Genomic DNA, 24,820 nt, shown 5'->3' on the forward strand with positions numbered 1-24,820 from the left:
GGGCATGGCCGTGATCACGCTCTGCTCGGCGTCAGGCTCACCGGGGGTGACGACGACCGCGATCGGGCTCGCGATGAGCTGGCCCCGGCCGGTCCTGATCGTCGAGGCCGACCCGTCCGGTTCGAACGGGCTGCTGGCCGGGATCTTCCGCGGCGGGCGGGAGTACGACGTCGGGCTGCTCGAGCTCAGGTCGTCCCCGTTGGCTGTCTCTGACGCACTCCGGGACGTCGTGCGGCCGATCGAAGGGACGAACGTGTCCTTCGTCGTCGGCACCCAGACGCACTCCCAGGCGGCGGGGATGAGCGGGCTGTGGGCGCCGCTTGCCGAGACGCTGGCCGACCTCGAGCGGACCGGCCAGGACGTCATCGTCGACGCCGGGCGCCTCGGCCTGGTCGGCTCACCCGAGCCGTTGCTGTCGTGGGCCGACCTGACACTCCTGCTCACCCGAACCACCCTGCCGGCTCTCGCCGGCGCCCGGACGTGGGCCGAGGACCTGCGCTCGCCCTCGGCGACGACCTGGCGAGAGCCCGGCCTGCTCCTCGTGGGTGAGGCCCAGCCGTACGGCAAGCAGGAAGTGACCAACGCGCTCGGCCTGCCCGTGGTCGCCACCATTGCCGACGACGCCGCAGCGGCGGCCGTCTACCACCGCGGCGCCACTCCCCCGCGCCGGTTCGACTCCGGCCCGTACGTGCGCAGCCTGCGAGCCGCCGCGGCGGCGATCACCTCCACGGTGGCGCGCCGCCGTGACGCGCTGACCGCCGACCTCACCGGGGACGTGACCTCATGACCACCACCGACCTCACCAACCAGACCGGTTCCGGCACGGGACCGGGCGAGGTGGACTGGCAGCTCGTCGCCCAGCTCCGGGCCCGGGCGTCCAGTCAGCTCTCCGACGCTGTCGGGCAGCACGGCACGCTGACCAAGGAGGCCCAGGAGGAGCTGGGCCGGTCGATCATCCTCGACCTTATCGAGGCCGCCGTGGCCGACCGTGTCGACTCCGGCCTGGCGACCTGGAACCTGCTCCAGCAGCAGGTTCTCGCGAGAGCGGTGTTCGATGCCCTGTTCCGGCTCGGCCGGCTCCAGCCCCTCGTCGACAACGACGAGGTCGAGAACATCATGATCGACGGGTTCGACAACGTGATCCTGGAGATGGCCGACGGTCGCCGCGTCCTGGGACCGCCGGTCGCTGGCTCCAACGAGGAGCTGATCGAGTTCCTGTCGTTCCTGGCCTCGCGGTCCGAGGCCAGCGCGAGGGAGTTCTCCGAGGCGAACCCGACCCTGGACCTGCGTCTGGATGGCGGGTCGCGCCTGGCCGCGTCGGCGTGGGTGTGCCCGCGCCCGCAGGTCAACATCCGCCGCCACCGCCTGGTCGAGGTCTCCCTCAACGACCTGGTGATCCTGGACATGCTCACCCCGCCGGCGGCGTCCTTCCTGGCCGCGGCCGTCCGGGCGCGCAAGTCCATCGTCGTCTCCGGCGCCCAGGGCGCGGGCAAGACGACGTTGGTGCGGGCCCTGTGCGCGGAAATCGACGCGTGGGAGCCCATCGGGACCTTCGAGACCGAGCTCGAGCTGTTCCTCCACGAGGTGCGCGAGCGCCACCAGATGGTCCGCCCCTGGGAGCACAGGCCCGGCACCGGCGAGATCGGCCCCAACGGGCGACGGCCAGGAGAGTTCACCCTCGACCAGGCCCTGTCCGCCTCGCACCGGTACAACCTCTCCCGACAGATCGTCGGTGAGGTTCGAGGGTCGGAGGTCTGGCCGATGATCAAGGCGATGGAGTCCGGCACCGGGTCCATCTCCACTACCCACGCCTCCGACGCCGTGGCCGCGATCCGCAAGCTCGTCACCTGCGCCATGGAGGCGGGCCCGCACGTGACCGCAGAGCTGGCCACCGCCAAGCTCGCCGCCACCATCGACCTGATCGTCCACGTCGACATGTCGACCACGACCACAGACGGCCGGACGACCCGGACCCGGCGGGTCGCCGAGATCGTCGCCGTCGCCCCCGGCGAGAAGGCCACCGGATACGCCACCACGCACATCTTCGCCGCCGGACCCGACGGCGTCGCAGTCCCCGGCGTGCTGCCCGACGACTACCGGGCCCTGGCCCGCTACGGGTTCGACCTGAACGCCTACCTCGCCCACCAGCGAGAGGCGGACTAATGCTCACCGTCATCGTCCTCGGCGCCACCCTCGGCCTCGGACTCGTCGCCATTGTCGCCGGCCTCATACCCACGCCACCGGCGCCACCCCGACCCAAGGCAAACGGCGTGCGGCTTGCGGTCTCGAGACGGGCACGGCTGATGCTCCTGGCCGGACTCGGCGGCGGCGTGCTCGCCTGGCAGATCACCGGCTGGGTCCTCGCGCTCGTCGTCGTCCCCGTCGCCGCGCTCGGCCTGCCCGCCCTGCTGTCCGGCTCGGACGTGCAGTCCCAGATCGCCAAGCTCGAGGCGATGGCCGAGTGGACCCGCTCCCTGGCCGGCGTGCTCACCGTCGGGATCGGGCTCGAGCAGGCGCTCGCCATCTCACTGCGCTCCGCGCCCGCACCGATCGAGCCGGAGGTGCGCCGCCTGACCTCGCGGCTGCGCGCCCGGTGGCGCACCGAGGACGCGCTGCGCGCCTTCGCCGACGAGCTGAACGACGCCACCGGCGACCTCATCGCTATGAACCTCGTCCTGGCCGCCCGCAAGCGCGGGACCGGCCTGGCCTCGGTCCTCGAAGCGCTCGCCGAGTCGGTGGAGGAGGACGTGCGCGCCCGCCGGCAGATCGAGGCCGACCGGGCCAAGCCACGGGCCACGGCCCGCTGGGTCACGGCGATCTCCGTGACGGTGTTCGCGTTGCTCTCCCTGACGAGTTCGTACAACACCTCCTACCGGTCCTCGATCGGGCAGGTCGTGCTCGTCGTCCTGCTGTCGGCCTACGTCGCGACACTCGTCTGGCTCAAGAAGATGGCGGCCGGGAAACCGTGGCCCCGCCTGCTGACCCCGGACGGAGCCCGCCCATGACCACGTCCCTGATCCTGGTCATGGTGCTCGGCGCGCTCGCCGGGGGCAGCCTCGTGCTCCTGCTCGCCCAGCTCCGGCCCGCCCACGTCAAGCTGGACGACGCGTTCGACCGCATGACGCCCGCCCGCAACCGCACGCTCGCCGAGCTCCACACGACCACGGCCGGCGCGGGCAGCAAGGACCGCCTCGGGGTGTGGGCTATGCGCGCACTGCCGCCCGCGGTGTGGGTGCGCACCCCCGCCCGCGAGCTCGCCCTGCTGCGCATCCCGCTGGCCAGGTTCTACGGCGAGAAGCTCCAGTTCGCCGCGCTCGGACTCCTCATCCCACCGGTCCTGGGCGCGTTCTTCACCCTCATGGGGCTCCGGCTGCCCTTCGTGATCCCGGCCATCGCGGCCCCCGCGCTCGCCGCGGTGCTGTTCTTCATCCCGAACTACAACGCGCTCGAGGCCGCCAGGACGGCGCGCGGGGAGTTCCGCCACGCCATGACCGCCTACATCGACCTCGTCGCCACCGAACGGCACAACGGCGCCGCCACCCGCCAGGCGATGGAGTCCGCCGCCGAGGTATCGCCCAGCTGGGTCTTCCGGCGCATCGCCGAAGAGTTGCGCCGCTCCCGGTTCTCCGGCGTCCCACCATGGGACGCGCTGCACGCCCTCGCCGACGAGCTCATCCTCCCCGAGCTGGCCGACTTCGCCGACATCATGCGACTCTCCGGCGCGGAAGGCGCCGCCGTCTACGCCAACCTCCGCGCCCGCTCCGCCGCGCTGCGCACCGCGATGCTCTCCGACGACCTCACCGCGGCCAACGCGCTCGGCGAACGCATGACGATCCCCGGCTCTCTCGCCGGCGTCCTCTTCATGGCGCTCCTGCTCGCCCCCGCCCTGCTGGGCATGCTCACCGGCACCTGACATGGACCGCACCCAAGCCCGTGGGCCACGAACCGGTACCCCAACCCCGGAAAGGACAAGACCATGCCGCACCTCCTCACCACCCTGACACTGCTCAAGGCGTACCTGACCCCACCAGAACGTGACCCCGAGCGCGGGTCGGTCACCATCGAGCACGTCCTGTGGGCGGTCGCGGTCATCGCGATCGTCGGCATCGTCGTCGCGGCGATCACGAACTACGTCACGACCCAGTCCGGGCTCATCTCCTCCCCATGACACGCCTGCGGCAGGCCACCCGCCGACGCCGCCGGCGCCGTCTCCGGGACGAGCGCGGCTCGGCCTCGGTCGAGCTCGTGGTCCTGCTCCCCGCCCTGTTCGCGATCGTCCTGCTCGGCGTCCAGGGCGCGTTCTACTACCACGCGCACACCGTGGCCATCGCGGCCGCGCAGGAAGGCGCCCGTGCGGCGGCGGCCAGGAACTCCACCGTCTCGGCCGGCGTCGCCGCGGCGACGGACTTCGTCACCGACGTCGGCCGGCACGCCATCACCGACGTCTCCGTCGGCGGGCAACGCGGCGACACCGTCGCCCGCATCGCCGTCACCGGCCGGGCCGCGTCCATCCTGCCCGGCTGGGCGCCGCCCATTTCCGCGCAGGCCGAGGCTCCGGTGGAGAAGGTGACGGCACCATGACCCGGCTGCCACGGCTGCGACGGCTGATGCGCCGGGGCGGCGACCGCGGGTCGTCCTCGCTCGAGGCGGCGATCGTCGTGCCCGCGTTCTTCCTCTTCGTCGGCCTGCTGATCTACGCCGGCCGGACCTCGGTCGCCCACCAGGGCGTCGAGGCCGTCGCCTACGACGCCGCCCGGTCCGCGTCCATCGCCCGCACCCACGCCGAGGCGCACACCCGGGCCCAGGCAGCCGTCGAGTACGCACTCGTGGCACAAGGGCTCCGGTGCGCGAGCCACGACCTCGACGTGGACACCTCCGGCCTGGACAAGCCGGTCGGACAGCCCGGCATGGTCACCGCGACCGTGTCCTGCACGATCGACCTGCGCGACCTCGCCGTGCCCGGTGTCCCGGGCCAGGCGACGGTGTCCGCGACCATGTCCGCCGTCGTCGACGCCTACCGGGCGACGTCATGAACCGGCTGCGACATCGCGTGCGAGGGCGGCTGGTGGCCGGCCGGGGTGAGCGCGGCTCGATCTCGGTGTGGGCAGCGACGTCGGCGGTCATCATGATGATCTGCGTCGGCATCGCCCTCGACCTCGGTGGCCAGGTCCACGCCCAGCAGCACGCCCGCGGCGTCGCCGCCCAGGCCGCCCGCGCCGGCGGCCAACAGCTCGACGGCACCGCAGTCACCGGCGCCTACCCCTCCATCGCCATCGGCCAGGCGCGCGTCGCCGCGCAGACCTACCTCGCCGCCTCCGGTGTCGACGGCACCGTGACCATCACCGGCGGCGACACCGTGCACGTGTCCGTCACCGACACCTACCACCCACGGTTCCTCGGCATCGTCGGCCTCGGAACCCTGACCGTCGGCGGGGACGCCACCGCCCAGGTGGTCCGCACGTTGGGAGACCGCGAACAATGACAACCCTCAAGCAGCGGCTCCTCGGGCTCCTCGTCACCCTCGGCCTGCTCGCCTTCGCCGTCGGATTCCCCACGCTCCTGACGCTCATCGGTCTCAGCCCCGCCGGGATCCTCGCCCAGCCCGTGTGGGCGGACCTGCTCGACGCCGCCGACTGGCGGATCGTGTGGGCCGGGCTCGGCATCATCAGTTGGGCAGTGTGGGCAGTCCTGGGCTACTGCCTGATCGTCGAGCTCGTCGCCGCGGTACGTAACGTCCACGCCCCCGAACTCCCCGGCCTCTCCCTGCCCCAGCACGCCGCGCGAACCCCGTGGTCGACCCTCGTCCAGATCCACACCGTCGGGTTCGGGGACGAGCTGGCCGACCTCGACGAGTTCCGCCTCATCCCCTACCCCGCCGGTGACGCCAGCGCGCTCGACACGGTCACCCGATCGGTGCGCGACTCGGACGGGTACGACCCGGAGGAGCTGCACGTCGTCGTCATCGCCGCCGGCGCCGCCTCCACCGAGGGCACAGCCCAGCTCACCCAGGTCGTCTCCGCGCACGAGAAGCGGCCGGGTGCCGCCGTCGTCACCCTCGCCGGCGAGACCGCAGGGTCAGCCGCAGTACTGGGGGTCGAGGGTTCCCGGCTGTTGGTGCCGTCCCTCGGGATCGACCTTCGCGCGCCAGGGCTGACGCAGGCCGAGGCGATGTCCGTCGCCGAGATCGTGCGCGTCACCCGGACGCGGACGAACGTCCCGGTGCCCGTCGACGACCTGCTCACCGACGGGTACGGGGCCCTCATCACTGCGACCGGAGCCCTACGTGACCCGCTGGTCGACGAGCGCCCAGCCCCCAATCAACCGGCCGGACACACGTCGCTGCTGCCCGAGCCGGCGACCGCGTACACCGAGACCGCCGCCACCACCGAGAACGACGTCGCCGCCCTCGCCCCACCCGTCCCACGATCGACCGCCGACGCCATACTCGCGGCCGACCCGACCATCGACGAGGACCTGAAACTGTGGCGAATGGGCGACAAGTGCCCGGTGCCGCGCGTGATGCTGCTCGGCAAGCTCCGCGCCACCGCGCACGGCGTCAACCAAGAGGTCGCCGAGCGCAAACACCACTACATCGAACTGATGACCTACCTGTGGGCGCACCCGCACGGCGTCACCTCAGCGACCCTGGCCGATGAGTTCGGGTACAAGCGCGAACGCGCCCGCGTCGAGGTCAGCCACCTGCGCAAGTACCTCGGCACCGACCCACGCACCGGCGAGAGCTACCTGCCCACCGCCCCCGACACCCGAGCGCGCGCCGAGGACGGCTGGAACGGATACACGCTGCGCGGCGTGCTCTTCGACGTCGACCTCTTTCGCCGCCTACGCGCCCGCGCCCAAGCACGCGGAGCCGACGGCCTCCCCGACCTCGTCGCCGCACTGCACCTGGTGCGCGGGGAGCCCTTCGCGGACCTGCGCGCCGACTCATGGACCTGGATGTTCGAGGGCGAGCGCTTCGATCTGGAGTTCGCTGCCGCGATTATTGATGTCGCCCACCTCGTCGCTACCCGCACCATGAAGGACGGCGACCTGACCACCGCACGCCGCGCCGTCGAGATCGCACTCAGCGCCTCCCCCTACGACGAAATCTCCCGTCTTGACCTCGCCAAGGTTGCCGACCTCGAAGGCAACCACGCCGAAGCCGCCCAGATCAGGAGCGAAGGCATTTTCGAGCGCACCGACGACTACCGGCCCCCACTCGACGCCTCGGAGCGGACCGAGAGGATCGCCGGGGCACCAAGACGGGCAGCCGGCTCGTAGAAGCCCGCACGGTGGAAGTACTGGGAGACTCCGATGGGACAGTCGTCTGCGTGACACGACTCTCTTCGGGAGGTCGCAGCGTCCGGAGAACGGGGGTTACGTCCCGGTGCGCCGGCCAGCAAAGACCGCCGCACTCAGTCTCGTGTTCCGACGCGGTTTACCACTCATGCCGAAGTGAGTAACGCCCAAGGTGTCTCGAGCCGGAGGACCGTGCCGTCGTGACGTACCGTAGCCACTCCGGCAGGCATCGGCAGAGATCGTGAGGGGCGTCTGTGCCTGGCACCGAGAACGCGAGTCACAGATTCATGCGAGGCGATCTCCCGCCTTACCCCACACCTCAGACCAGCAGCGGTTCAGCTTGCTTTGTGTTGGCATGGCCAGCAGGCGACACCTTCGCCGTAAGATCATTCTGTGGCCGACTCAGAACCTAAGATCGACAAGGTTGCCCTCGCGCACTGGGAGATCCCATCAGTAGGCGGAGCGCAGCCGTTCCCGTTAGTGGGCATGCCAGGCGAGATAACAACGATTGTCGGTGCAAACGGTGCGGGCAAGTCCGCGTTGGGGTACTGGCTAGATGCCCATTCTAGTGGGGTAGCCAAGCGACTCGTCGCCCACCGCAGGCTCTGGTTTCCAAATGCCGGACCGGACCTCAGTCCGGCCCAGCGTGAGAGGACTGGAAGCAATATCCAGACCTGGAATCGTCAGGAGGAGTCCCGCTTTCTAGACCACGCCGATGCACAACGAGCCGGGATCGTTCTCTTTGACCTACTCGCCAAATTGAATGCTGAGAATGCTCGCATGGTGGCCATTTTCAGGGAAGGTGCCACGCCTGCCCGAGTCGAGTCCGAAATAGGCCTACCGATCCTCGATAGACTGAACGTCATCTTGCAGCGAGCTGGCTTAGCGGTGACCCTCTTGCTGACGGACAAGCAGACGTTTGATACCGTAAACGCACGGTCCCGGGTGGCGTATCCGATCAACCGCATGTCTGACGGCGAAAAGAGTGCAGTGTTGCTGGCAGGAGAAATCATCAGCAGCCCTCCAGCCCGAGTCTTCATCATTGACGAACCCGAACGGCATCTCCATCGCTCCATCTCGGCAGGCCTGGTGGACGCCGTCATCGCCGATCGCCCGGACTGTCACTTTGTGGTGCTAACGCATGATCTTGATCTCGCATCTACCCTGAGCCGACGACCAGGCCAAACGCTGACGCTAGCAGGGTGTGATTGGACTGGCGAAGCACCCACTGGTTGGGACCTTAAGGAGGTTGATCCTGACAGCAATCTTCCCGAGAGTGCCAGAAGAGCGATTCTGGGCGGACGTCGTGAGTTACTTTTCGCCGAGGGGGAAGCTCACAGCCTTGACAAGTCCTTATACGAACTCTTGTTTCCAGCCCTCTCGGTTTTCCCTGCAGGTGGAGCGGATCAAGTCATCAAGGCGGTAACCGGGTTGCGCAGTTCTGCTGACCATCATTGGGTCAATGCTTATGGGGTCGTGGATGGCGACGGGAGAGACGAAGCCGAACGAGCGTCGCTTCTACGTCGCGGAATCGTATCACTTCGAGTGAGTGAGGTCGAGAATCTGTACTACTCGGATGACGCTTTGCGCAGCGTAGCGATGGCCCGCGCCGAATTAGTGGGCGGCTCCGCTGACACGCTGTATGAACGGGCCAGAGCGCTCGCCCTAGACGTGCTAGCAGACAATGCAACGCTAGATCGCCTCGCTGGCGGGCTAGCTCTAGCAGCCTTGCGACGTACAATGGTCGACAGCATCCCTTCGAAATTTGGCGGTCAGCAGGATCCGATTGAAGTCCAGATTCCCTCCCCATATCCTGAGATTAGAGGCAAACTCGAGAATATGGCAGTCGAGCGCGACTACCCGGGGCTCCTGGCGCTCTTACCAGTTCGGGACACGGCCCTCCCATCTCGTGTATCCACGATGCTCGGATTTCAGCGACCCGCCGACTACGAAGCAGCGGTGCGCGTAAGGGTTGCGAGGGAACGCGAGCTGGCGGAATCTTTGCGCAACGCGATCGGTGCGCTGCCACCCCTCTAGATGTACTCGGCCAGGAGGTTGGTGACACTCCGGGCCGGTTGTTGACGAAGGGAAGACCTCCGGGTGCGGTGGGCGATGTCTAGGTCGTCTACCGTCCGGAGGTCTTCGTGTCCCACCGTAACGCCCGGCTGAACGTGCGTGGCCGCCAACTGCTTGTCGAGCGTGCCTGTGACCTGGGGTGGCCGGTAGCCCACGCCGCTAAGGCCCAAGGGATCTCTCGTCAGTACGCGCACCGCTGGGTCACACGCTTCCGCCAGGAAGGCGAGACGGGCCTGCTCGACCGGTCCTCTCGCCCCCCCATCGCTGTCCCGCGCTACCCCGGTCGAGGTCGAAGAAGCGATCGTGGCCAAGCGCCGGCAGGAACGCGGGGGCCAGGACTGGCTCGGTCCCGAGCTCGGCGTGCCGCCCGAACGGTGTCTGAACGTGCGCGACGGCGCAGATTGCCGCCCGCCACGCCAACCCCACACACCACCGTGCGTCCGTGCCAGTACTCTCGTACATATTCAGGCGCCGCCGATAGCCCGTGCCGATCTCCACGAGGCCCACCTCCAGTCGGCCAAGCCGTCTCGGGACACACCGAGAGAAGAGCTCTTCAACGGGTCGTCAATCTGTACTACGCGCACCAAAGGACCATCGGTGGCGCCCACGAGCAGGCTGGTGCCGTTCTGTGGAAGCGCTGCTGGGACCCCGCACACCTGAAGCGTTGGGGGCAGTAGGATTGGAAAATGCATTCCTTGCTGCGAAGGCCTAAGCGCGCTGAAGACGTCTTCGGGGTCGCCCCCGAAGTGCTCCCTGACTCATACGTCGATCGCGGAGACCTTGATGAGAGGATTGCCCGCCTACTCAACAAGAAGAAACACATCGCGCTTCGCGGCGTGTCGAAGTGCGGCAAGTCATGGTTACGTCAGCGTGTCGTACCCAGCGCCTTGGTAGTGCAGTGCCGCCTCGGAAAGACCGTTCTCGACATCTATCGGGAAGCTCTTGGCGAACTCGGGATTCGGTTGGAGGTAAGTTCCACCGAGGCAACCAGTCTTACGGGAACTGTCGAGGCTACCGCTGAGGCCGGAGTTAACCTGATTGCCAAGATCGCAGCGAAATGGGGCTTCTCGGGGACAGCCACGGACAGCATCACAACCAAGAGTGTGCGCCAGGACATCAACGACTTGGGGTTCATCGCCGACCTTATTCGCGAAAGCGGCCGAACGCTCGTGATTGAAGATTTTCACTACCTCAGTCATGCCGAACGAACGAAGTTGGCTTTCGACCTGAAGGCGCTATGGGATTACAAGACCTATGTAGTCATAGTAGGCGTTTGGAGTGGGCAAAATATTCTGGTGCACCTCAATTCCGACCTCACCGCGCGAGTTCGCGAAGTCCCGATCGTGTGGAGCGATGAGGATCTCGAGAAGATTTTCGAGCGTGGGGGCAAGGCTCTTAACCTCCAGTTCAGCGGCGACGTCGTGGCGCGTGCTGTGAAAGACTGCTACGGCAACGCCGGAATCCTGCAGCGCCTCATCGAGGGCGTCCTTGAAGAGGCTGGTATTGAAGAGGAGCAGAAAGAGTTGACCTACGTCGACGACGTCTCGCTGCTCGAGGACGCTGAACTCAACTACGCGGAAGAACTGAACACCGTATACCTAGAATTCGCGAACCGTGTCTCGAGTGGCATCCGAACCAGGCAGAATGCCACTGGCATTTATGCGCATGCCATGGCGGTTATCATGGCCGCTAGCGACGACGAGCTGATCGGAGGCGTACCACTCGACTCTATTTTCAAGACGGCGCACGCACGGGAGCCCCGGATTCAGAAGGGCAACCTAAGAACCGTGTTGGAACGGATCGAGGCCCTGCAAGTGGATGATGCAGGGCGGGGTCTGGTGCTCGCCTATGACGAGTCCCGCAAGGTCGTGTCAGTTGTCGATCGGCAGCTCTTGCTCTACCGGAAGTACGCAACTGTACCTTGGCCATGGGAGGACCTGATCGCAGAAGCGGATCAGCAAGGCGAGGGATTTTCCGGCGTCTGAGAGCAGCTCCTGCGGGCTGCCGAGCGCTCTGCAGACCGTCGCGGCGGGGTGCGATCACGGATCGACGCCCAGCCGGTGCTGGCTCCCGACGCACGCAGACCCAGACGTTCGGTCCTGCACTTGGAGCAGAACGCCAAGCCGCAGGACCACGCCAAGCTCGCTACGCCCCTTCTGCCCCTGGCCAGCGCCCCGCTAGGAACGCGCTCTCATGCCGCGGAGCGGTACGTCCCCAAGGCCGCCGCGAGGTGCCAGTTCGCGCTCGTGCCGAAATCCGAGTGCAGCACTCGTACCTAACTCCGCCCAGAGTGGGCGCAGAACACCGACAGGAACCTCGTCTTCTCTGTTCACCCGGGCCCCGGGGATCCAGAGGTCCTGATCTGACTGTCGGAGGGCGCCATTACCATCACCTCATGGCGCAATGCACAGCCCCCGTATACGGTCACCGCTCACCTGCAGCGGCTGCGAACTGCCCTGCGTGCGGCGGGCGGTCGCGATACCGCTCCTCTTACTCGTCCTACGGCAGTTCGTCGTCGTATGGCAGCGGGCGCGGGTCCACATACGGGTCGTCATCGTCCGGCGGCTTGACCTCGCGACGCACCAGGACCGGCAGGTCCGTCTCGTACAGCTTCAGCGAGTGGCGCGCCGTTGAGCCCTACGCTGAGAAGGCTGCCGAGCAGGCTCGCACACACCCGGACCGTCGCGACCTCTTCCTCTGCCACGCCTGGGACGACCGTCAAGGCAGCGCGGCTGACCTCCACCGCCAGCTGAAGGCGAACGGCGCGACTGTGTGGTTCAGCGAGGAAGACATTCCCCTCGGTTCGCTGATGACTCGCGAGATCGACAAAGGGCTCCGGAACTCTCGCATCGGGATTGTGCTGGTGACGCCAGCGCTGCTCAAGAGCATCAGAAACGAGGGCATCGCCGAGAAGGAACTCGCCGTGCTGCTCAATAGCAGGCGTGTCGTTCCCGTTACACACGGCGTGACCTTCGACGAGCTCTATGACGTCAGCCCGATGCTCGCGTCGCACGCCGGACTCAGCACGGCGGAGTCCTCGCTTGACGACGTGGCCGCCAAGATTGCCGCTGCAGCCGCTGCGCTCCCGGCCGCGTAGACCATCTACATGGCGACAGCGTCCGCGCCGTAGCCCTCAGCGAGCGCCCGTAGGGTCACCCCCGAAGGAGTCCTTAGACGAACGCGATGGTGGCTGGCCAGTCGTCGAGCGAGGCTCGGATAAGGTCAGGTCGAAAATGGGCCGCTCGGGCGGCTTCGCTCTGGCGGTCGACGGCGACGGACTTGTCGGAGGTCTGGGTGCTGGCAGAAATAGCGGCGTACTTCGCCCCGCGACCCAACGTACTGAATTTACCGGGCGCCTCTCCCGTACATGTCGAGCTCCATCAGGCAGGACGGCCCCGGGCTGGGGCCGTCATTGCTCGATGTGGTTCACGGGCCGGACCCTAGACCGACACAGGCGCCAGGCCAAGAGCAACGCACCCGGACGAATCGGAGCCCGGCGGATTGCCGCAACGTCCCGGTCGCCGGCAGAAGAGTGCGTTCCTGCAGCCGACGGCCATAGCACTCAGTCGTTGCCGTACCGAAACAGGATCTGGCCGAACCGCCAGACGATGTTATCGGGGATCGAGGGCTTGACGTCGACCGGCTGCCAACTGGGACCGGCGAGCCATCCAGCGATCTCACAACAGAACCGATGGCCCGACACCTTCAGCACGGCGCGGCACACGGAAATCCAAAGCGGGTGAACGTGCGCACCGGTACGCCGGCTCGCGCTGCCGCATCCCTCGGCCATGTCGAGATCCGGGTGCCTAGATTCACTCTGTGGAGAGCGTTGGACTGTGGCGCAGCCCTTCGGGCCTGGGTGGCAGGAGGAGGGGTACGGGTGGGCTCTAGATGTCCTTCGAGGGCTACTTCGGTGAGGCGAGGATGTGGCAGATGTCGTCGTCTGCGCAGTCGGCGGGGTCGAGCAGGTGGCTGTGCTCGCGGATTGCTTCGAGCTCGGCCTGTAATGCGGCAAAGTGTCTGATTCGCGCGCGGACGTCAGCGAGCTTGGTGTCGATGAGCGTGGCCACGTGCGCGCAGGGCACGGTCCCGTCGTCGCGGAGGTCGATGATGCTGCGGATCTCGGAGAGGGTGAGCCCGGCGGCCTGTGCCACGTTGATGAAGCGCAGCCGGGTGAGCGTGGAGTCGTCGTAGACGCGGTAGCCGTTGGCGCCCCGTTCGGCGTCGGGCAAGAGGCCCTTGCGCTCGTAGAACCGGACGGTCTGGCTGGTCACGCCGACAGCCTCGGCAAGCTCACCGATCAACATCTCGTCCACCCTCCACCTCTTGACCTTCTACCACGGTACAAGGTTTAGCGTCGCGGGCATGGACGTCACCTTGTTGTACTTCGAGAACTGCCCGAACTGGAGGATCGCCGACCAGCGGCTGGCCGTGATCGCCGCCGAGCTCCCCGAGGTCGTGGTGAGCCGTCACCGCGTCGAGACGGTGGAGGAGGCCGACCGGGTGGGGTTCCATGGCTCGCCGAGCATCGTGGTCGACGGTGTCGATGTCTTCGCCGAGCCGGGCGCCGGGATTGGGCTGTCGTGCCGGGTCTACCGCACGCCCGACGGCCTGGCGGGCGCACCGACGATGGAGCAGCTCCGGGCAGCGCTCGGGGCGACCAAAGAGGGGGCGTGATGATCCACGGCCATGACTTGATCGTGATCGGTGCGGGCATGGCCGGCGTCTCGGCGGCGAACAAGTGCGCCGCCGCGGGCTGGAGGGTCGCGATCGTCGACGCGCTGCCCTACGGCGGCACGTGCGCTCTGCGCGGGTGTGACCCGAAGAAGATCCTGCGTCGCGGTGCCGAGATCATCGACAGCGCCCGGCTGATGCGGGGCAAGGGCATCGACGATGCCGACCTGTCGATCAACTGGGCCGACCTGATCAAGCACAAGCACGGCTTCACCGACCCCGTGCCGAGACAGACCGAGGACGGCCTCGCCGGCAACGGCGTCGACACGCTCCACGGCCGGGCACGGTTCACCGGCGCGAACTCCATCGCGATCGGCGGCACCACCTACGAGGCGGCACACTTCCTGATCGCCGCCGGCGCCCGGCCCCGGCCGCTGGACATTCCCGGCCACGAGCACCTGGTGGACAGCACCGGCTTCATGGAGCTTCCCGAGCTGCCGGAGCGGATCTTGTTCGTCGGTGGTGGCTTCATCTCCTTCGAGTTCGCTCACATCGCGGCACGCGCGGGCAGCACGCCGGTCATCCTCGACCGCGGGCCGCGGCCGCTCAAGACCTTCGACCCCGACCTCGTCGAGCTCCTCATCAGTCGCGGCGCCGACGCCGGGATCCAGCTGTGGCGCTCCACCACGGTCACCGCGATCGAGAAGTCCGACACCGGATTCAAGGTCAGCATCGAGCGATCCGGCCAACCCGAGACGGTGGAGTTCGACCTCGTCGTGCACGGCGCGGGCCGGATACCCGACCTGACCGGCCTCGACCTCGACGCCGCCGGTGTCGAGTGGGACGAGCGCGGAGTGCGCGTCGCCGCCCATCTGCAGAGCACCACCAACCCGGCGGTCTACGCCGCCGGCGACTCAGCCGACAGCCCCGGGATGCCGCTGACCCCGGTCGCGGTGTTCGAGGGCAAGGTCGCCGCGTCCAACATGCTCAAAGCCACCACCACCATCCCCGACTACACCGGCGTCCCCACGGCGGTCTTCACCATCCCGGAACTGACGCGGGTGGGGATGCTCGAGCAAGAGGCTCGAGACCAGGGCATCGACGTCGACGTCCGCTATCGCGACACCAGCGGCTGGTACTCCAACTACCGGATCGGTGAGACCACCGCAGCCACCAAGATCCTCATCGACAGGTCCACTGACCGGATCGTCGGTGGACACCTCCTCGGCCCCGAGTACGGCGAACTCATCAACATCGTCGGCCTCGCCATGAAGCTCCAACTCACCACCCGACAACTCAAGTCGATGACCGCCGCCTACCCCACCGTCGGATCAGACCTCGGATCCATCCTCTGACCCGGGACAGCGACGCGATAGCCGTCCGGCAGACTGGCGACCGAACACTGGGTGGCCCTGACCGAGCGGCACGAGAACTCAACTCGACGCTCCCGCATTGTCGGATGGCACAAAACGTCCGCACATGCCGATCGCGCGCAATCCAGCGGTGAGCCTGTAGATCAAGGGGTCACAACCGTTGAGCCGCCCAAGGACCTCGAACGACACCATGAACGTCGAAGAGGACTCAAGTGGTCCGGCGCCAGGTTCGCCGTCGCGCCTACGACCGTTGCTGGGGCACTGTGTCGCGCTCCGTCCGTGAGCACCGCGCCGCGTACGGGGTCGGACTCGGAGGCAATCGACGGACCGCGCGCGCCGTCGGCCGCGTTTCTCCTGGATCTGTCCCCGTACGCAGTCTGACCTGCGCTGATGCACTCCCTTCGTGTGCGTACGGGGTGCGTACGGGGTGCGTACGGGGTCATGTACCCCGTACGTTCTCGGCAACGCACCCGGGCCAACGTGGGTCGCATGGATCCCGCTTCCGCTCCCGCTGCCGTGGGCTGGTCGCCGGCGACGATCGTCGCGGCGTCGTCCGCACCATCGCTCGCGCACGCGGCGCTCACCTTTGCGCAGGCGGGTGTCGCGGTGTTCCCGTGCCAGCGCAATGGGAAGGCGCCGCTGACGCCGCGCGGCTTCCACGACGCGTCACGTGACGCGCGCCAGGTGGCCGCCTGGTGGCAGCGGTGGCCGGAGGCGAACATCGGCCTGCCGACCGGCGCGACCTCGGGGGTGAACGTCGTGGACGTCGACGTGCACGACGGCGGCAGCGGGTTCCCCGGCTTCGAGCGCGCCCGGCAGGCGGGCCTGGTCGGGGCGTGGGCGTGGCTCGTGCGGACCCCCTCTGGTGGGGTGCACGCCTACTACCCGCACGGGACCGAGCAACGGTCCTGGGCGCTGGCGAGCGTGCATGTCGACTTCCGTGGCGACGGCGGGTACGTCATCGCGCCGCCGTCGCGGGTGCGCACCACATCGGGTGCCGTGCGCGAGTACAGGCTGATCGCTGTCGCCCGCCGCGCCCCGGCCCCGGTTGACGCGACCGCGCTGCGCGACCTGCTCGCTCCCCCGCCACGTCAGCCGGCGGCCGCCGCGCCGGTCGTGGGCGCGGCTCCGGAGCGGCTGGCTGCGTGGGTGGCGACCCGGCCGGAGGGCGGGCGCAACGGCGGACTGTTCTGGGCAGCGTGCCGGATGGCTGAGGAGGGCTTCGACCATGCCTCGGTGCTCGGGCTGCTCGGCGAGGCCGCCCGGGTTGCCGGACTCGGCGAGCGGGAGGCGGCGGCCACGATCCGGTCGGCGTTCCGCCGGACCAGTCCAGACGATCCGGGTGGCCAGCGCCGCCCGAATCACTCATCCGCAGTGTCCCGATCACGCAGTGAAGCGGTGGCCCGATGAACGAGCATGACGACGAGCAGCGCTATGACCCGCGCCTGCCGCAACCCGCTCCGGGCGGGCAACGACGGCACGCGGAGCCCGCTACCCGCGACCCGTCACGGTCTGGCGTGCATCCCCAGGGGCCTTCTCCTGCGCAGGACGCCGCGACCGCTGCGACGGAGGCGGCGAACCGGAGGGTGGCATGGTTGCGGCCGTCGGAGCTCCCGAACGTCCTCCTCGCCCCCGCGCTCAGCGAGGTCGTCGACCGCAGCCTCACTGCGCAGTCCAAGGCCACGCGGTCCGTCGTCCGGGCCCCGTCCGTCGGCGCACAGGTGATAACCCGTCGTATCGCTTCCCGGCGGGCGTCGCGCCGCGCGAGAGGAATGGACCGATGAGCACGCCACCCCGGTTCATGCACGCAAGCGGGCTGAGGGACCTGCTCGTCGAGCTGCACCGCTGCCCGGACAGGTGGGGCGGGCCGGAGGCTGAGGCGCTGCTCAGCTACTGCGCGCAGCGGTACCGCGGGCTGGCGCGCAGGTACGGGCAGAGCGGTGAGGACGCGGCTACGGCTGCGTACGAGGCACTCATCGCTCCCGCGACCCGGTGGGCCCGCGACCCGTGGGGCGTGGTGACCACCGCCGTGAACCGCACGCTGCAGGCCGAGCATCGCGCGGACGGACTGCTGTGCGGGGCGGAGCGGGCCCGGCACCTCATGCACGAGGCAGTCCACGACGTGACGCGGATCGCCGACCACGCGCTCGTCGAGCGCGACCCCGCCTTCCACGTCAGCGGCATCGACGGTGACGTCGAAGACTCCACACCGACCGAGGACGTCACGACGGCGCTTGTGCCGCCGTACGTGGCACTGGCCGAGGCGGTGCGGGTCTTCGTCGTGTGTGGCTGGCCCGACGACCTCGCGCGCGGCGCGTTGTTCTTGATCTGCTCGCGGCTGATGGCGGCCGGGCAGCGGCGTCGGGCGTTCGAGTATCTGCGCCGGCACCCGGAGGGCTGGGCGCACCTGGACCTGAGCCAGGAGCAGTGGACACAGGTGCTGACGGTCGTGCTCGGCGCGCAGCACCCCGACCTCGCCACCACCGATCTCGGTCGCGGGCTGCTGTGGCGGCTGATCGCCGGGCAGTCCCGCGAAGAGATCTGCGGCGACCCGGCCGTGACCAGAGTCCTGGCCATCACCGCGCCGCTGTGCCTGGAGGCGGACCGTGGTTGAGGCGAGGGACTACCTCGGTGCCGAGCGGCTGGTCGAGTCGATCACCGTGGGTATCCGGCACCGGGCCGACCTGGGCGACCTGGGGCCGCTGATGACGTCCATCGAGAAGGTCGGCCTGCTTCAGCCGATCACGGTCACCCCCGACGGGGTCCTCGTGTGTGGCCGCCGCCGCCTCGAGGCGATCACCCGGCTCGGCTGGCGCAGCGTCAAGGTCTGGGTGAGGGCCGGGCTCTCCGACAAGCTGTCCGGGCTGCTCGCCCAGCAGGACGAGAACATGCTGCACAAGCCGCTGGCCCCGACCGAGGCCGCCAGGCTCTTCCGCGAGCTGAAGGCGGTGCTCACCGAGGACGCGCACCGGCGGCAGGAGACGACACGCTTCGGCGCGCACGGCGAACTAGGGGAAGACAGCGGTGGTGACGACTCGTCACGACCGCGCGGTGACGCCTCTCGCACGCGGTTCCGGGCCGCGTTGATGGTGACCGGTACGGCGTCGTTCGAGCGGATGGAGCGGATCGGGAAGATCCAGGAGGTCGTCGACGACGAGTCGTACCCGCTCGAGGTGCGGCGCCTGGCCGAGGGAGAGCTGGACAAGATCAACGCTGGCGCCCCGGTCGCGCCCTCATACGAGGCCGTCATGGCCGCTGTCGCGATCGGCGCGGGCGGACCCGCACCAGGCGGGCCTGAGGTCGATGCGGAGCCGACACCGGAGGAGATCGCGGAGCTGAGCGCGCAGGCGCTGGCACGGGCCAAGGAGGAGCGTGAGCGCCGCATCGAACGGCTGTCGGCGCACCGGCCACCGGCCGAACCGGTGAAGCGCTCCGTGCGGGCCCTGGTGATGACGTGGGCCGACCTGGACGGCTGGACCCGGCACTACGATCCGGTCGAGGTCGCGGCCAAGCTCACCGACGCCGAGTGGGCGATGGTCGAGCGGGTCGTGGCCGAGTCCACCGCCTTCCTCGACCGGGTGCGCGACTCCCGCGCAGATGCCGCGTGAGGAGCCCGGCCATGCTCCCACTCAGGTGGTCCACGGCCCGTCCGGTGCACCGGGTGCATGTCGTGCTCGGCGCCCTGCTCGTCCTGGTCGTGGCCGCGTTCACTGCCTACGGACTGCTCGCCACCGGCAACACCGCCGATTCCGTCCGGGCGGCGCCCGTGACGGCTGCGGCGAACCCGCCGGCCCCGCCGGCCCCGCCGGCCCCGGTCACGGTCACCACGCCGACCGCGCCAGCGCCTGCTGGGCTGTCTCCAATCGCGGGGACGGGTGACCCGGTGGCCTTCGCCACCGCTGTGGCGCGCGCCCTGTTCGACTGGGACACCACCGGCTCGCACACCCGGGCCGACCACAAGGGCCGGCTCCTCGCCGTCGCCGACCCCACCGGGGTGGAGTCGCCGGGGCTCGTCGCCGACCTGGGCGGCTACCTGCCGTCGGCGCAGACGTGGGACTTCCTGGCCGGGTACGACACCCGGCAGTGGATCGACGTCACCGGCGCCCGGGTGCCGGATGAGTGGCACGCCGTCGCCGCCGGGAGCGGCCTCGCGCCCGGGACGACGGCGCTGACGGTGACAGGGGTGCGGCACCGGGCCGGGACATGGGAAAGCCGTGAGGTCACCGAGCGGTTCGACGTTGCGTTCACCGCGGTCGTCGTGTGCGGGCCGACCTACCCCCGGTGCTACCTGCTGCGCCTGTCTCGGCTCGACGAGCCGCTGCGGTGAGGGGCCGAACTGATGAAGCTTCTGCTGCTGGCCGGTGCGTTGATCGCGGTCCTCGCCGTGCCGCTCGGTGTCCTGCCACTGGTCGCCCTCACCACGCCTTCCGGTGCCACGGCCTCGTGCTCCACGGCCGGCGGCGTCGCGCAGGTGCCGGACACCCTGACGGCGACGACCCACGACGGGAGGGCCGTGCGGCTGAACCGCACCCAGCTGACGCACGCGGCGACGATCGTCATCGTCGGTGGCGGGATCGACGGCGTCGGACAGGACGGTTTGCTTGTTGCGCTCACGGCCGGGCTGACCGAGTCGCGCCTGCTCATGTACGCCAACACCGGCGCCTACCCGGACTCAGCCCGGTACCCGCACGACGCGGACGGGTCGGATCACGACTCGCTGGGGATCTTTCAGATGCGCCCGGCCGCCGGGTGGGGCACGGTCGCCGAGCTCATGGACCCCACCTACCAGGCCAGGGCCTTCTTCGGCGGACCCACCGGACCCAACGGCGGCTCCCCGCGCGGGCTGCTCGACATCGCCGGCTGGACGTCGCTGTCCGCGGCGGCTGCCGCGCAGGCCGTGGAGGTCTCCGCACACCCGGACCGGTACGCCACCTGGGAACCAGTCGCCGAGAAGATCCTCACCGCCCTCACCACCAGGCGCCCCGGCACCACACCCTCCAGCGGCACGTCACTGGGGGCGTCCTCCCCCGCCTCCGCCGCCAGCACGTTGCCCACGGCGGCCTCGACCGTCTTCCCGCTGCCGGCCGGGACGTGGACGCTCACCAGCGGCTACGGGATGCGGCTGAACCCGGTGCTGCGGGTCTGGCAGGTCCACACCGGTGTCGACCTGGCCGCCCCCTCGGGCACCCCGGTGCTCGCCACGGCCGCCGGCCGGGTGGTCTCCGCGGGCTACCGAACGGGCCGCGGGAATCAGATCGTCCTCGAGCACCAGGTCGGCGGGCGGGTCGTGGCTTCCTCGTACGGGCACCTGCGCGACGGCGGCATCCACGTCCAGGTCGGTGACCTCGTCGCCGTCGGGCAGCGGATCGGCGACGTGGGGTCGACCGGGAACTCCACCGGTCCGCACCTGCACTTCGAGATCCGCCCCGGCGGCGCGAGCCAGACCGGCGTCGACCCGGACAGCTGGCTGGCCACGGCCACCGAGATGACCTCGGCGGCCGTCCCCGCACCGAGCCACTGCCTGGTGGCTACCTCATGAGCGCCGTCGGACCGGACTTCGGTGCCGTGGCCGCCGCGGGCGAGCTCATCGGGATCATCGGCGCACTGCTGACGATCACGCTCGTGGTCGCCGTCGGCGCGGTCGTGGTGTGTGCGGTCACGTGGGCGCTGACCGCCGCCACGGGCCACTGGCACACCGCGATGCGGGCTAGGACCGGCGCGTGGGTCGCCCTGGGCGCCGCGGCCCTCGCCGGGACCGCGCTCGCCTGGACCAACTACCTCCTCGGCGTCGGCGCCGGCCTGTGAGAACGGCGCTCCCCTGCGCAACCCCCAACGAGAGCGGAGCACACCTGCCATGGACATCACCCGCATCGGCGTCATCCTGGCGCAGATCGACATCGCCCCGAACACCGACGGCCTGCCCGGCATCACCCAGCTGCGCACCATCGTCGGTGCCGTCATGACGGTCGGGCTGATCCTGGCCGTCTTGGCGCTGATCGTCGCGGCGATCGTGTGGGCGATGGGCGCCAACTCCTCCAACCCCCACCTCGCCGGCCGCGGCAAGAGCGGCGTGCTGGTCGCCCTCGGCGCCGCCGTCCTGTGCGGCGGCGCCGTGACCCTGGTCAACTTCTTCTGGGACCTCGGGCAGACGGTGTGACATGGGCGTGTGCGACCTCCCAGGCCTGGGCGCCGTCTGCAGCACCGTGGGCGGCGGTGCCGCCGCGGTCCTCAGCCCGTTCCAGTGGCTCGCCGACGCCACCGTCGCCGCGGCCGCGTGGACCATCGCGGCCATGTGGGCGACGTTCGAGACCACCACGTTCGTCGACATCACCACCGGGCACTTCACGAAGGTCTACAACATCATCTTCGGCCTCGCGGTCTTCGTGATGCTGGTCTTCTTCCTCGTCCAGCTCCTCGGAGCCACGATCCGCCGCGAGCCCGCCGCCCTGTCCCGCGCCGTCGTCGGCCTCGGCAAAGGGATCCTCGGCTCGTTCGTCGCGCTCGGTCTGCTGGCCACGGCGTTGGAGATCACCGACCGCCTGTGCCTGGGGCTCATGACCGCTGCAGGAACCACCGTCGAGGAGATGGGCGGCCGCATGACGGCGCTCACCGCCGGGCTCGCCCTGTCGGGCGCGGGCGGCCCCGTCATGCCGGTCCTGGTCGTCATCGCCCTGGCCGGGCTGATGATCGCGGCGTCGTTCATAGTGTGGATCTCGCTGCTGGTGCGCAAGGCCCTGCTGCTCGTCGCGGTCGTGCTCGCCCCCATCGCCTTCGCCGGGGCGACGTGGGACGCCACCCGCGGCTGGGCGACCCGCTGGGGCGCCTTCGTCCTGGCGTTGATCGCCTCCAAGCTCGTCGTCGTCGTGGTGTTCCTGCTCGCCACCGCTCAGGTCGCGGCCCCGATCTCCGCCGACCTCCAGTCCTTCGCCGACCCGATGGCCGGGATCGTCCTGATGATGGTCGCCGGGTTCGCGCCCTACCTGACGTACAAGTTCATCGCCTTCATGGGCGTCGACACCCACCACGCCATGGCCGCCGAGCAGGAGAGCAAGCACGCTCTCGACCGCCCCACCCCAGTCCCGCACCGCGTCCCGCCGCGACGTGCCCCGTCCCCGTTGCTCGACGAACAGCCGGCGCCGAACGGGCGCGCCGGCAGCACACCGGGCTCTCCTGGTGGTAGCAGCCCCGGCAGCCTCCCCGGCGCCACCGCCCGCGCGGCCGGTGCCCCTGCCCGCCCGAGCGGCGCGGCGGCCGGCGGTACAGGAGGCGTGGCGGTCGGTGTAGGGGGCGTGGCGGCCGCCGCTGCCATCCTCACCGAGGCGGTCAAGGCCGGCCCGAAGGCGGGGCGATCCGTCGCGGACCACGCCGCGCAGCATGACGCCCAGGCTCGAGGGGAACGATCATGACCACCACCCGCGACGACGCGGGCCTGGAGCCGGTGAAGTTCTCCCGTCTGTCCACGCGTGGCGTGTTGCTCGGCCTGTCGGGCGGGCAGCTCGCCGTCGTCGCCGTGGCGGCGGCCACCTTCGTCACCACGTTGTACCTGGGCGGGGCCGCTGTGCTGTACGCGGTCCCCGCCGTCGCCGTGTGCGCGGCCCTCGTCTGGGTCAAGGTCGCCGGTCGCCCGCTCGTCGAGTGGGTGCCACTCGTGGCCCGGTGGCAACGGCGCGCCGCGACGGGACAGCTCGACTACCGGGCCCGCATCGGCAAGCCCCGCCCCGCCGGGACGCTCGCCCTCCCCGGCGACGCCGCCCGGCTGCGGCAGTGGGTCGACGCGGACACCGGCGCCGTCTACGTCCACGACCCACACGACGCAACCCTCACCGCCATCGTCGAGGTGTCACACCCCGCGTTCATCCTGCTCGACCCCGCCGACCAGAACCGGCGCACCACCGGCTGGTCCCGCGTGCTCGCCACGGCGTGCCGATCCGGCCGGATCGCGCGCCTGCAGGTCCTCGAACGCACCCTGCCCGACTCCGGCAAGGAGCTCGGCGACTGGTGGACCACCCACGGCCGCGACGACGACTCCTTCGCCGCGGCCACCTACGCCGACCTCATCCGCCGTGCGGGCCCCGCCGGCGAGCGGCACGCGACCACGATCTCGATCGCCCTCGACCTCACCGCGGCCACCCGCGCGATCCGCGCCGCCGGCGGTGGCACCCGCGGCGCGGTCGCCGCCCTGCGCCAGGAGGTCGACAGCCTCACCGCCGCGCTGCGCGCAGCCGACCTCGCGCCCTCCACCCCCATCGGCCCCGGCGACCTGGCCCTGGTGCTGCGGTCCGCGTACGACCCCGTCGTCGCCGCCGCCCTCGAACGCCACGGCACCCTCGGCCGCGACCTCGCCACCGCCGGACCCGTCGCGGTCACCGAGACCTGGGGGCATCTGCGCTCGGACTCCGCCCACCACGCCGTGCTCTGGATCTCCGAGTGGCCCCGCTCCCTGGTCTACCCCGACTTCCTCCACCCCCTCCTTCTCGCCTCCGGGGTGCGGCGAACGTTCGCCATGCTGTTCACGCCCGTGCGCGCCGACGTCGCCGCGCGTGACATCCGCAAGAAGAAGACCGAGCACATCTCCGACGCCGCCCAGCGCCACCGCATCGGCCAGATCGAAGACGCCGCCCAGACCGCCGAGTACGTCGACGTCCTCCAGCAGGAGGCCGACCTCACCACCGGCCACGGCATCCTGCGGGCCATCGGCCTCATCGCCGTCAGCGCCCCCACCGCGGACGAGCTCGAACGCGCCGTCGCCGCGATCGAGCAAGCCGCGATCCAAGCGTCGTGCGAGACCCGGCGGCTGTGGGGTCAGCAGGCTCAAGCGTTCGCTGCCGCGGCGCTGCCGCTGTGCCGTGCGGTCTAGTGCGAACGCACACTGGCAGGGTGCAGCTCAATCTTGCGCCGGATGGTCGCCGTACCCAGCGTGGAGAAAGTCGTGCGAGATGTGACCGTTGCGAAGTTGTACGCCGAAGCTCTTCATGCACTTGATCACGTCGTCGAGCGTCGCGTCGTGAAGGAGGATGTCGGCAACCGGGATGCCACCGTGCTTGGCAGCAACACGCTCCCAGTCCTCGAACGAATTGACGCCCAACTCATGACGGTCCGCGGCATAGACGCGGACCGTCCAAGACGTGTCGGCCCCATGGCTGTATGCGTCCACCTCAATGCCAAGAATGCTCCAACGATCACGCTCATCTCTAAGACCGGCAAGTTCGTACAGATCACCGCTTGCCTCGATGAGGCTGTTCTCCGCGACGGCCGTGCCCTTCCAGTCGTTGTAACTCGAGTCGGCCGGGCCAAGCAGAGTCGGTTCGCTCTTTCGAATATCCACGTCACTACTCCATGAGGTCGGGTCCGCCCGGGGCGAATTCCGGGCCGCTCCTGAGCCTCCCACCGACCACTGACAT

The 24,820-nt window shown here is 69.4% G+C and carries 26 protein-coding genes and 1 pseudogene; 24 read left to right on the forward strand and 3 right to left on the reverse strand.

All coding sequences use genetic code 11. The annotated features are described in order from the left end of the window. Positions 1-4 precede the first annotated feature (4 nt). From EDD32_RS15440 to EDD32_RS15500, 13 genes and pseudogenes are all read left to right on the forward strand, one after another. The gene (locus EDD32_RS15440) at positions 5-787 is read left to right on the forward strand and encodes a CpaE/TadZ family protein (RefSeq protein WP_123918882.1); all 783 of its coding nucleotides are present in this window, start codon (positions 5-7) and stop codon (positions 785-787) included. Further along, entirely contained in the window at positions 784-2,163 is a 1,380-nt protein-coding gene (locus tag EDD32_RS15445) for a TadA family conjugal transfer-associated ATPase (protein WP_123918884.1), read from the forward strand. The genes EDD32_RS15440 and EDD32_RS15445 overlap by 4 nt, the downstream gene beginning before the upstream one ends. A gap of 140 nt (positions 2,164-2,303) precedes the next feature. Further along, complete coding sequence (locus tag EDD32_RS15450) at positions 2,304-3,005, forward strand: type II secretion system F family protein (protein WP_246006167.1); 702 nt, start codon at positions 2,304-2,306, stop codon at positions 3,003-3,005. Continuing rightward, positions 3,002-3,913 (forward strand): type II secretion system F family protein, encoded by a 912-nt coding sequence (locus tag EDD32_RS15455; RefSeq protein ID WP_123918888.1) that lies wholly within the window; start codon positions 3,002-3,004, stop codon positions 3,911-3,913. Before EDD32_RS15450 ends, EDD32_RS15455 begins: the two co-directional genes overlap by 4 nt. 63 nt (positions 3,914-3,976) lie before the next feature. After that, positions 3,977-4,168, forward strand: a complete 192-nt coding sequence (locus EDD32_RS15460; protein WP_123918890.1) for a hypothetical protein — start codon at positions 3,977-3,979, stop codon at positions 4,166-4,168. Beyond that, the gene (locus EDD32_RS15465) at positions 4,165-4,581 is read left to right on the forward strand and encodes a TadE family protein (protein WP_123918892.1); all 417 of its coding nucleotides are present in this window, start codon (positions 4,165-4,167) and stop codon (positions 4,579-4,581) included. Before EDD32_RS15460 ends, EDD32_RS15465 begins: the two co-directional genes overlap by 4 nt. Further along, complete coding sequence (locus EDD32_RS15470) at positions 4,578-5,033, forward strand: TadE/TadG family type IV pilus assembly protein (protein ID WP_123918894.1); 456 nt, start codon at positions 4,578-4,580, stop codon at positions 5,031-5,033. The genes EDD32_RS15465 and EDD32_RS15470 overlap by 4 nt, the downstream gene beginning before the upstream one ends. A 32-nt stretch (positions 5,034-5,065) precedes the next feature. Beyond that, entirely contained in the window at positions 5,066-5,482 is a 417-nt protein-coding gene (locus tag EDD32_RS15475; protein WP_246006168.1) for a pilus assembly protein TadG-related protein, read from the forward strand. Then, the gene (locus tag EDD32_RS15480) at positions 5,479-7,278 is read left to right on the forward strand and encodes an AfsR/SARP family transcriptional regulator (protein WP_123918898.1); all 1,800 of its coding nucleotides are present in this window, start codon (positions 5,479-5,481) and stop codon (positions 7,276-7,278) included. The genes EDD32_RS15475 and EDD32_RS15480 overlap by 4 nt, the downstream gene beginning before the upstream one ends. 411 nt (positions 7,279-7,689) lie before the next feature. After that, positions 7,690-9,333, forward strand: a complete 1,644-nt coding sequence (locus tag EDD32_RS15485) for an AAA family ATPase (RefSeq protein ID WP_123918900.1) — start codon at positions 7,690-7,692, stop codon at positions 9,331-9,333. 107 nt (positions 9,334-9,440) lie between these two features. Further along, positions 9,441-9,633: pseudogene (locus EDD32_RS20150) on the forward strand (leucine zipper domain-containing protein); the annotation flags it as partial. Positions 9,634-10,058: 425 nt separating this feature from the next. Beyond that, positions 10,059-11,357 (forward strand): hypothetical protein, encoded by a 1,299-nt coding sequence (locus EDD32_RS15495; protein ID WP_123918904.1) that lies wholly within the window; start codon positions 10,059-10,061, stop codon positions 11,355-11,357. 410 nt (positions 11,358-11,767) lie between these two features. Beyond that, on the forward strand, positions 11,768-12,469 hold the full coding sequence (locus EDD32_RS15500; RefSeq protein ID WP_211338857.1) for a toll/interleukin-1 receptor domain-containing protein: 702 nt from the start codon (positions 11,768-11,770) through the stop codon (positions 12,467-12,469). Positions 12,470-12,934: 465 nt separating this feature from the next. On the opposite strand, the gene EDD32_RS15505 is transcribed toward EDD32_RS15500, so the two are convergent. Together EDD32_RS15505 and EDD32_RS15510 are read right to left on the reverse strand one after the other, a co-directional pair. Further along, a complete protein-coding gene (locus tag EDD32_RS15505) occupies positions 12,935-13,162 on the reverse strand; it encodes a hypothetical protein (RefSeq protein ID WP_123918908.1) in 228 nt (75 codons plus the stop codon). 115 nt (positions 13,163-13,277) lie between these two features. Continuing rightward, the gene (locus tag EDD32_RS15510; protein WP_123920603.1) at positions 13,278-13,679 is read right to left on the reverse strand and encodes a heavy metal-responsive transcriptional regulator; all 402 of its coding nucleotides are present in this window, start codon (positions 13,677-13,679) and stop codon (positions 13,278-13,280) included. Between the two features lie 58 nt (positions 13,680-13,737). Here EDD32_RS15510 and EDD32_RS15515 point away from each other — a divergent pair, with 58 nt between their 5' ends. The 11 genes from EDD32_RS15515 (at position 13,738) to EDD32_RS15565 (ending at position 24,276) form a co-directional block, all read left to right on the forward strand. After that, entirely contained in the window at positions 13,738-14,049 is a 312-nt protein-coding gene (locus EDD32_RS15515; RefSeq protein WP_123918910.1) for a thioredoxin family protein, read from the forward strand. Further along, a complete protein-coding gene (locus tag EDD32_RS15520; protein ID WP_123918912.1) occupies positions 14,049-15,401 on the forward strand; it encodes a dihydrolipoyl dehydrogenase family protein in 1,353 nt (450 codons plus the stop codon). Before EDD32_RS15515 ends, EDD32_RS15520 begins: the two co-directional genes overlap by 1 nt. A gap of 534 nt (positions 15,402-15,935) precedes the next feature. Further along, positions 15,936-16,829, forward strand: a complete 894-nt coding sequence (locus EDD32_RS15525) for a bifunctional DNA primase/polymerase (protein ID WP_211338858.1) — start codon at positions 15,936-15,938, stop codon at positions 16,827-16,829. A gap of 370 nt (positions 16,830-17,199) precedes the next feature. Continuing rightward, positions 17,200-18,033, forward strand: a complete 834-nt coding sequence (locus EDD32_RS15530; protein WP_123918916.1) for a serine/arginine repetitive matrix protein 2 — start codon at positions 17,200-17,202, stop codon at positions 18,031-18,033. Continuing rightward, entirely contained in the window at positions 18,026-19,027 is a 1,002-nt protein-coding gene (locus tag EDD32_RS15535) for a ParB N-terminal domain-containing protein (protein WP_123918918.1), read from the forward strand. The genes EDD32_RS15530 and EDD32_RS15535 overlap by 8 nt, the downstream gene beginning before the upstream one ends. A gap of 11 nt (positions 19,028-19,038) precedes the next feature. Then, the gene (locus EDD32_RS15540; RefSeq protein ID WP_123918920.1) at positions 19,039-19,746 is read left to right on the forward strand and encodes a hypothetical protein; all 708 of its coding nucleotides are present in this window, start codon (positions 19,039-19,041) and stop codon (positions 19,744-19,746) included. Positions 19,747-19,758: 12 nt separating this feature from the next. Continuing rightward, on the forward strand, positions 19,759-20,958 hold the full coding sequence (locus EDD32_RS15545) for a M23 family metallopeptidase (protein WP_123918922.1): 1,200 nt from the start codon (positions 19,759-19,761) through the stop codon (positions 20,956-20,958). Beyond that, entirely contained in the window at positions 20,955-21,224 is a 270-nt protein-coding gene (locus tag EDD32_RS15550) for a DUF6112 family protein (protein WP_123918924.1), read from the forward strand. The genes EDD32_RS15545 and EDD32_RS15550 overlap by 4 nt, the downstream gene beginning before the upstream one ends. 49 nt (positions 21,225-21,273) lie before the next feature. Beyond that, a complete protein-coding gene (locus tag EDD32_RS15555; protein ID WP_123918926.1) occupies positions 21,274-21,576 on the forward strand; it encodes a DUF6112 family protein in 303 nt (100 codons plus the stop codon). A 7-nt stretch (positions 21,577-21,583) separates the two neighbouring features. Continuing rightward, on the forward strand, positions 21,584-22,825 hold the full coding sequence (locus EDD32_RS15560) for a conjugal transfer protein TrbL (RefSeq protein WP_148087417.1): 1,242 nt from the start codon (positions 21,584-21,586) through the stop codon (positions 22,823-22,825). Beyond that, positions 22,822-24,276: an SCO6880 family protein gene (locus EDD32_RS15565; protein ID WP_123918930.1), complete on the forward strand. Its 1,455-nt coding sequence runs from the start codon at positions 22,822-22,824 to the stop codon at positions 24,274-24,276. Before EDD32_RS15560 ends, EDD32_RS15565 begins: the two co-directional genes overlap by 4 nt. 27 nt (positions 24,277-24,303) lie before the next feature. On the opposite strand, the gene EDD32_RS15570 is transcribed toward EDD32_RS15565, so the two are convergent. Then, a complete protein-coding gene (locus tag EDD32_RS15570; RefSeq protein WP_123918932.1) occupies positions 24,304-24,744 on the reverse strand; it encodes a hypothetical protein in 441 nt (146 codons plus the stop codon). Positions 24,745-24,820: the final 76 nt, after the last annotated feature.

Origin of the sequence: Georgenia muralis, assembly GCF_003814705.1 — a bacterium.
GTDB classification, from domain to species: Bacteria; Actinomycetota; Actinomycetes; order Actinomycetales; family Actinomycetaceae; genus Georgenia; species Georgenia muralis.

Excerpts from the sequence above, each read along its gene's own strand:
- EDD32_RS15440 (WP_123918882.1), top strand. The coding sequence starts at position 5 with ATGGCCGTGATCACGCTCTGCTCGGCGTCAGGCTCACCGGGGGTGACG.
- EDD32_RS15445 (WP_123918884.1), top strand. The coding sequence starts at position 784 with ATGACCACCACCGACCTCACCAACCAGACCGGTTCCGGCACGGGACCG.
- EDD32_RS15450 (WP_246006167.1), top strand. The coding sequence starts at position 2,304 with ATGCTCCTGGCCGGACTCGGCGGCGGCGTGCTCGCCTGGCAGATCACC.
- EDD32_RS15455 (WP_123918888.1), top strand. The coding sequence starts at position 3,002 with ATGACCACGTCCCTGATCCTGGTCATGGTGCTCGGCGCGCTCGCCGGG.
- EDD32_RS15460 (WP_123918890.1), top strand. The coding sequence starts at position 3,977 with ATGCCGCACCTCCTCACCACCCTGACACTGCTCAAGGCGTACCTGACC.
- EDD32_RS15465 (WP_123918892.1), top strand. The coding sequence starts at position 4,165 with ATGACACGCCTGCGGCAGGCCACCCGCCGACGCCGCCGGCGCCGTCTC.
- EDD32_RS15470 (WP_123918894.1), top strand. The coding sequence starts at position 4,578 with ATGACCCGGCTGCCACGGCTGCGACGGCTGATGCGCCGGGGCGGCGAC.
- EDD32_RS15480 (WP_123918898.1), top strand. The coding sequence starts at position 5,479 with ATGACAACCCTCAAGCAGCGGCTCCTCGGGCTCCTCGTCACCCTCGGC.
- EDD32_RS15495 (WP_123918904.1), top strand. The coding sequence starts at position 10,059 with ATGCATTCCTTGCTGCGAAGGCCTAAGCGCGCTGAAGACGTCTTCGGG.
- EDD32_RS15500 (WP_211338857.1), top strand. The coding sequence starts at position 11,768 with ATGGCGCAATGCACAGCCCCCGTATACGGTCACCGCTCACCTGCAGCG.
- EDD32_RS15505 (WP_123918908.1), bottom strand. The coding sequence starts at position 13,162 with ATGGCCGAGGGATGCGGCAGCGCGAGCCGGCGTACCGGTGCGCACGTT.
- EDD32_RS15510 (WP_123920603.1), bottom strand. The coding sequence starts at position 13,679 with ATGTTGATCGGTGAGCTTGCCGAGGCTGTCGGCGTGACCAGCCAGACC.
- EDD32_RS15515 (WP_123918910.1), top strand. The coding sequence starts at position 13,738 with ATGGACGTCACCTTGTTGTACTTCGAGAACTGCCCGAACTGGAGGATC.
- EDD32_RS15520 (WP_123918912.1), top strand. The coding sequence starts at position 14,049 with ATGATCCACGGCCATGACTTGATCGTGATCGGTGCGGGCATGGCCGGC.
- EDD32_RS15530 (WP_123918916.1), top strand. The coding sequence starts at position 17,200 with ATGAGCACGCCACCCCGGTTCATGCACGCAAGCGGGCTGAGGGACCTG.
- EDD32_RS15540 (WP_123918920.1), top strand. The coding sequence starts at position 19,039 with ATGCTCCCACTCAGGTGGTCCACGGCCCGTCCGGTGCACCGGGTGCAT.
- EDD32_RS15545 (WP_123918922.1), top strand. The coding sequence starts at position 19,759 with ATGAAGCTTCTGCTGCTGGCCGGTGCGTTGATCGCGGTCCTCGCCGTG.
- EDD32_RS15550 (WP_123918924.1), top strand. The coding sequence starts at position 20,955 with ATGAGCGCCGTCGGACCGGACTTCGGTGCCGTGGCCGCCGCGGGCGAG.
- EDD32_RS15555 (WP_123918926.1), top strand. The coding sequence starts at position 21,274 with ATGGACATCACCCGCATCGGCGTCATCCTGGCGCAGATCGACATCGCC.
- EDD32_RS15565 (WP_123918930.1), top strand. The coding sequence starts at position 22,822 with ATGACCACCACCCGCGACGACGCGGGCCTGGAGCCGGTGAAGTTCTCC.